This window comes from Streptomyces sp. NH27 (genome assembly GCF_056859195.1).
Window position 1 is genome coordinate 1 of the sequence record NZ_JACEGK010000457.1, and the last position, 6,525, is coordinate 6,525.

Sequence of the window (6,525 nt, forward strand, 5' to 3'; positions counted from 1 at the left end):
GTACGCCCTCCTCCGTGCGTCGTCCGCGGTCCGCCGGAGGAGGGGGCCGGCAGACACGCGGACGACCTTCGAAGCTCCGACCGGGACGGGGGCGCCCGGTCGGAGCCGCTGGCCGGGCCGGTGCGCGCACCGGCCCGTACTGAGACAACTCCCCTCATCCCGGCGGAGTTCCCGTCCCGCATGCATAAATGCAGATCTGATTTCCGGCCGGTCCACGCTGCCGGTCCCGGCCCGCCCCGCGGCACCCGCACCGGCCCTCCCGGCCGGCACCCGGTCTGCCCCCGCGTTCCGCTGTCAGCTCCGACGGACCGCGGGCACCGGTTCCTCCCCGCCCGCCGGCACGCCCGCCGCCGTACCCGCGGCTTCGCCCGGCACGCCACCCTGCACCGGGCCGCCGCCGGCGGAACCGTACGGCCGTCCGTGCAGCCCCCGCAGGGCGCCCGAACCGACCGCCACGCCCGCCGCGACCAGCGCGCTGCCGGTCAACTGGCCCACCCCCAGGGTCCCGACCGAGACCATCGGCGCGGTCAGCGCCGCCGAGACCGGGATGAGCCCCGAGAAGAGCGTGGCCCGTTCGGTGCCCAGCCGCTGGAACCCGGCGTACCAGCACAGGAACCCGATCACGGTCGCGACGACCGCCTGCCAGCCCAGCGCCAGCGCCTCCGGGCCGGTCGGGGTGCGGAACCCGTCGCCGGCCGCGGCGAGCACCGCGGCCTCGACCGCGGCGAACCCGCACACGCAGGTGGACAGCAGCAGCGGGCCCAGCGGCCGTACCAGCGGCGCCGCCAGCAGCGCGAAGCCCACCTCGCCGCCCAGCGCCGCCACCGACCACGCCAGGCCGGGCCCGTCCGTGCCGCCCCAGCCCTGGACGGCGAACGCGCCCGCCGCCACCAGCACCGCTCCCCCGGTGACCGCGCCGCCCGGCCGGCGTCCGGCGGCCAGCGGGACCAGCACGGCCACCACGACCGGCGCGCAGCCCACCAGCACGCCGGGCACCGCCGGTTGCGCGGTGCGCTCCGCGGCGAGCACCGACAGGTTGAAGCCGACCATGCCGACCGCGGCGACGGCCGCGACCAGCACCCACTGACGTACGCGGAGGGCACGCAGCCGGCCGCTCCCCCGGCGGCGGGCCGGGCCCGCCAGCAGCAGGAACGCGGCGCCGTAGCGCAGTGCCTGGCCACCGGCGTGCGGGTAGTGGACGAGCGCGCCACCGGCGGTGAAGGACGCGCCCACCAGGACGCAGGCGACGGCGGCGAAGAGCGCACCGCGGCGGTAGGAGGAGTTCATACCCGGACCGTACGGACGCAAGGCGGTCTGCTTTAAGGTCCACTTTCATGGGAAGTTGGGGAACCACTTCGGCGGCGGGCAGCTCGGCGGATCGCCCCGGGCCGGGCTCCGGGGCGCCCGAGCGCGCGCAGGGCACCGCGCGGCCCGAGGGCAGGGCCGCGTGGGAGGTGCTGCTGCCGTCGCTGGACGTCGCGCCGCGCGGACGGGGCCGGGCGCTCCAGTCGGCGCTGCGGGAGGAGGTCCGGTCCGGGCGGCTGGCGGCCGGGGTGCGGATGCCGTCGAGCCGGGCGCTGTCCGCCGACCTCGGGGTGTCGCGGGGCGTGGTGACCGACGCCTACGAGCAGTTGACGGCCGAGGGCTACCTGACCGGCCGGCAGGGCTCGGGCACCTGGGTGGCCCGGACGACCACCGCCCCGGCGGTGTTTGTGGCGAGCGGCTTCGCCGAGGACGACCGGGGCGGCCCGGCGGACCTGCGGCCGGGGTTGCCGGACCTCTCGCTCTTCCCGCGGGCGGCCTGGTCGGCCGCGCACCGCAGGATCGTGGCCCGGCTGCCGCACACCGCGTTCGGCTACCCCGACCCGCGCGGCCTGCCGGAGTTGCGCCAGGCGCTGGCCGAACTCCTCGTACGGCGGCGGTGCGTGGCCGCCGAGCCCGACCAGGTGATGGTGGTCTCCGGGGTGGCCCAGGCACATACGCTGCTCGGCATGGTGCTGCGCGCCCGGGGGCACCGGGCGGTCGCGGTGGAGGACCCGGGCAGCCCGGAACTGCGCGAACTGCTGGCCGCGGTGGGCCTGTCGGCGGTGCCGGTGCCGGTCGACGGCGACGGGCTGCGGGTCGACGCGTTGGCGGCCACGGGTGCGCGCGCCGCGATCGTGACGCCCTGCCACCAATTCCCTTCCGGGGTGGCGTACTCCGCGCCGCGGCGCGCCGAACTGGCCGGCTGGGCACGGTCGGTGGACGGCCTGGTGGTCGAGGACGACTACGACGGGGACTTCCGCTATGATCGGGCGCCGGTCGGCGCCCTCCAGGGGCTCGCGCCCGGCCATGTCGCGTACACCGGATCGGTGAGCAAGTCCCTTGCGCCGGGGCTGCGGTTGGGCTGGCTGGTGGCGCCGCCGGACGTGGTCGCGGAGGCGGCGGCGCGCAAGCGGACCATGGATCTGGGCAACCCCGTCACCGAGCAGGCCGTCCTCGCCCGTTTCCTCACCACCGGGCAGTACGACCGGCAGTTGCGCCGCTGCCAACGGCTCTACCGGCTGCGGCGGGACGCCCTCGTGACGGCCCTGGCCGAACACCTGCCGGGCGCCCGGGTCAGCGGTATCGCGGCCGGGCTGCACGCGATCGTCACGCTGCCGGCCGAGTACGGGCCGCAGGAGCGCTTTCTCGCGCGGGCCGAGGCCGCCGGAATCCGGCTGCGTCCGCTGTCGGACTACCGCGCGGCGCCGGCCCGGGACGCGGTCGCGGCCTCGGTCCCGGTCGCGGAGGACGCGGCCACGGAGGACGAGGTCGCCCTCGTGGTGGGCTACGCGCACCTGTCGCCGGAGGCGATCAGCCGCGCGGTGCGGGCCCTGGGCAAGGGCGGCAACGGCGCCGGCGCCAACTCCGGCCCCCGGCACGGGAACCCGAAGACGGCGAAGCACCTCAAAGGATGAGTTAGCCGAAAAGGTCGCCCCTTTACCGTCCGGTCACGGTGTGTTCGTGATCGCGCAACACGCGTTCGGCATGGTTGCCGTATGCCGCATTCGACCTCTTCTGCCTCCGCCCCCGCACGGCGCCGTCACAGGGGCCGTGAACGCGCCTTCGTAGCAGCGCTGTTCGCCGCGACGGCCGCCGCGGACCTCGTCGCCGAAACGGCGGGCGCCGGACTCGGCGGGAGGGCGCTGCTGATCGCCTCGGCGGGCGGGTCACTGCTCGCCGCCGGCTTCCACCTGTGGTGGCGCGGCCACGACGCCGCACGGCGAGTACCCACGGCGGACGCCTCCACCGACGCACCGCTGCCCACCGACGCAGTCTCCTCACCCGCGCCTGCCCCCGCCGAGACCACGCTGTGGCGGATGCGCACGACCGTACGCGACGCACCCGGCACACTCGGGGCGGTGTGCACGGCCCTGGCCGGCAGCCGGGTCGACATCGTCACCCTCCAGACGCACCCGCTGGCCGACGGCACCGTGGACGAGTTCCTGCTGCGGGCACCGTCCGCGCTCCCGGCGACCGCGCTCGCGAAGTCCGTCACGGACGCCGGCGGCACCGACACCTGGCTGGAGCGGGCCGACGCCCACGACCTGGTGGACATGCCGACCCGGATGCTCACCCTGGCCACCCGCACCGCGCTGGACGCCGCCGAACTGCCGCTGGCGCTGCGCCAACTCTTCGGGCGCTGCACCATCGGCTCGACGCCCGCCGGGCAGCTCGACGACCAGGACCGGTACGCGCAGCCGGCGGAGCAGGACGAACGGGCTGCCGGCGCCCACTGCGTCGAGGGCGCCCCGACGGTGATGCGGCTGCGCGACCCGTCCGGCGGCGTGATCACCGTGCGCCGCGAGCACCTGCCGTTCACGCCCACCGAGTTCGCCCGGGCCCGTGCCCTGGTGGAGTTGGATGCCCGGCTCAGCGTGCGCATGCCGCACCGCCGCGACGTCCTCACCCTCCCCGAGGGCAACGAGATCAGCCTGCGCCGGGCTCGCCCCGAGGACCTGGCCGCGGCGCTCGCGATGCAAGAACGCTGCTCGCCGGCCACCCTCGCGCAGCGATACCACGGCCCGGTCGGCGACGCGGACCGCTACCTCACCCACCTGCTCAGCCCGCGCTTCGGCCAGTCGCTCGCGGTCGAGACCGCCTCCGGCCGGCTGGTCGCCCTCGGCCATCTGCTGTGGGACGGCGACGAGAACGAGGTCGCGCTGCTCGTCGAGGACGAGTGGCAGCGCCGTGGCATCGGCGCCGCGCTGCTGCGCAAGCTCGTCGAACTCGCCGCGGAGGCGGGCCGCGACAGCGTCTACGCGGTGACCCGGTCCACCAACACCGGCATGACCGCCGCGCTGCGCGAGCTAGACCTGCCGCTGGACTACCAGGTCGAGGACGGCACCCTCGTCATCACCGCCACGCTGCCCGCCGCTGCCGACGGCACGCCCACGCCGCTGCCCTGGACGGTGATCGACCGCCCGGTGTGACGGTGCCCGCCCATGCGTGTCCGCGGGCGTGGCACCGTCTGCCCGCAGCGCGGGGCTCGCGGCGCGCACGCTCCCCCGCAGCCTTCGGCGGGTGAAGTACCCGCCGATCGGCCGGTGTTGGAGTACGTGCCCCGCCGCCAGGTCAGCGGGAGGGCGCGCCCGCCGGACGTCGCAAGCCCGGCCGGGAGAAGGGATTTTGCAGGCACGCCCAGGATCGGACGACGGCAACACCGCCCGGAACGGCGGGCCTTCGGCACCGTCGGGACCAGCGGCAGAGGCGGGCCGCCGGCACCGTACGGCCGGGCGAAATCGCGGCGGCCCCGCCCCGGGCGGCTATTCGAGGTGACGCCGTACCACCTGACGTACGAAGATGACCGTATGTCGACTCTCACCAGCAGCCCACTGCCCCGCCAGGTCGCCGACGCCTATGTCGACGAGTTGGTCGTCCTCGACCCGGGCCTCGGTACGTACATCGGCGCGCCGGGCAGCGCCCGCCGGCTGTCCGACTACTCGCCCGCCGGCGCACAGGCACTGGCCGACCTCGCGCGGGAGACCCAGGCCCGGCTCGCCGAGGCCGAGGCGCGGCCCGGCGGCGACAGCCCGGAGGAGCGGCGCTGCGCCCGCCTGCTCCGCGACCGGCTCTCCGCCGACATCGAGGTCCACGACGCCGGTGAGCACCTGCGCGCGGTCAGCAACATCAACTCCCCGCTGCACAGCATCCGCGAGACCTTCACGCTCATGCCGATGACGACGGCGGAGGACTACGCCGACATCGCCGCGCGGCTGCGCGCGGTGCCCGCCTCGGTGGCCGGCTACCGCTCCTCGCTGGAGGAGGGCCTGGCCCGCGACCTGCGCGGCGGCCCGAAGCAGGTGGAGACGGTCATCGAGCAACTCGGCACGTGGGTCGGCGACGGCGCGGCGGAAAGCTGGTTCGCGCAGCTCACCGCCGACGGCCCGGCCGAGCTCCGGGCCGAGTTGGACGCCGCGGCGGGCGAGGCCACGGCCGCCTTCGCCCAGATCCGCGACTGGCTGCGCGACACGTACGCCCCGGCCGTCGAGGGCGCCCCCGACACCGTGGGCAGCGAGCGGTACGCCCGCTGGTCGCGGTACTGGAACGGCGCCGACCTGGACCTGGAGGAGGCGTACGCGTACGGCTGGTCGGAGTTCCACCGGCTGATCGCCGAGATGCGCTCGGAGGCGGGCAAGATCCTGCCGGACACCGACCCGTGGCAGGTGATGCGCCACCTCGACACGCACGGCACCGTCATCGAGGGCGTGGAGGAGGTGCGCGAATGGCTCCAGGGCCTGATGGACGAGGCGATCCGCGCGCTGGACGGCACCCACTTCGAACTCGCCGAGCGGGTCAAGCGGGTGGAGGCGCACATCGCCCCGCCCGGCGGCGCCTCGGCGCCCTACTACACCGCGCCCACCGAGGACTTCAGCCGCCCGGGCCGCACCTGGCTGCCGACGATGGGCCACACCCGCTTCCCGATCTACGACCTGGTCTCCACCTGGTACCACGAGGGCGTGCCGGGCCACCACCTCCAGCTGGCCCAGTGGGCGCACATCGCCGACAGCCTGTCCCGCTACCAGGCCACCGTCGGCACGGTCAGCGCGAACGTCGAAGGCTGGGCGCTCTACGCGGAGCGGCTGATGGACGAACTCGGCTTCCTCACCGACCCGGAGCGGCGGCTGGGCTACCTCGACGCGCAGATGCTGCGGGCGGTGCGGGTCATCATCGACATCGGCATGCACCTGGAGCTGGTCATCCCCGACGACTCGCCCTTCCACCCGGGCGAGCGCTGGACGCCGGAGCTCGGCCACGCCTTCTTGGCCGCCCACAACGGCAGCCCCGCGGAGATGATCGACAGCGAGGTGATCCGCTACCTCGGCATGCCCGCGCAGGCGATCGGCTACAAGATCGGCGAGCGCACCTGGCTGGCCGGCCGGGCCGCCGCCCGGGCCGCCCACGGCGACTCGTTCGACCTCAAGGCATGGCACATGGCCGCGCTCTCGCTGGGCTCGCTGGGCCTGGACGACCTCCTCGCGGAGCTGTCCGTGCTGTGACGGG

At 75.4% G+C, this 6,525-nt stretch carries 4 protein-coding genes; 3 read left to right on the forward strand and 1 reads right to left on the reverse strand.

All coding sequences use genetic code 11. The features are described 5' to 3' along the window. Positions 1–294: 294 nt before the first annotated feature. Positions 295–1,287, reverse strand: coding sequence for a DMT family transporter (locus tag AC13HU_RS29080; protein WP_483044944.1), 993 nt, complete (start codon positions 1,285–1,287; stop codon positions 295–297). Positions 1,288–1,334: 47 nt separating this feature from the next. Here AC13HU_RS29080 and pdxR point away from each other — a divergent pair, with 47 nt between their 5' ends. The 3 genes from pdxR (at position 1,335) to AC13HU_RS29095 (ending at position 6,521) form a co-directional block, all read left to right on the forward strand. Continuing rightward, on the forward strand, positions 1,335–2,939 hold the full coding sequence (gene pdxR / locus AC13HU_RS29085) for a MocR-like pyridoxine biosynthesis transcription factor PdxR (protein WP_483044945.1): 1,605 nt from the start codon (positions 1,335–1,337) through the stop codon (positions 2,937–2,939). An 81-nt stretch (positions 2,940–3,020) separates the two neighbouring features. Then, positions 3,021–4,454, forward strand: coding sequence for a GNAT family N-acetyltransferase (locus tag AC13HU_RS29090; RefSeq protein ID WP_483044946.1), 1,434 nt, complete (start codon positions 3,021–3,023; stop codon positions 4,452–4,454). A 378-nt stretch (positions 4,455–4,832) separates the two neighbouring features. Beyond that, complete coding sequence (locus AC13HU_RS29095; RefSeq protein WP_483044947.1) at positions 4,833–6,521, forward strand: DUF885 domain-containing protein; 1,689 nt, start codon at positions 4,833–4,835, stop codon at positions 6,519–6,521. The last annotated feature ends 4 nt before the right edge of the window (positions 6,522–6,525 follow it).

Coding starts and splice junctions, on each gene's coding strand:
- AC13HU_RS29080 (WP_483044944.1), bottom strand. CDS start 1,287: ATGAACTCCTCCTACCGCCGCGGTGCGCTCTTCGCCGCCGTCGCCTGC.
- pdxR (WP_483044945.1), top strand. CDS start 1,335: ATGGGAAGTTGGGGAACCACTTCGGCGGCGGGCAGCTCGGCGGATCGC.
- AC13HU_RS29090 (WP_483044946.1), top strand. CDS start 3,021: ATGCCGCATTCGACCTCTTCTGCCTCCGCCCCCGCACGGCGCCGTCAC.
- AC13HU_RS29095 (WP_483044947.1), top strand. CDS start 4,833: ATGTCGACTCTCACCAGCAGCCCACTGCCCCGCCAGGTCGCCGACGCC.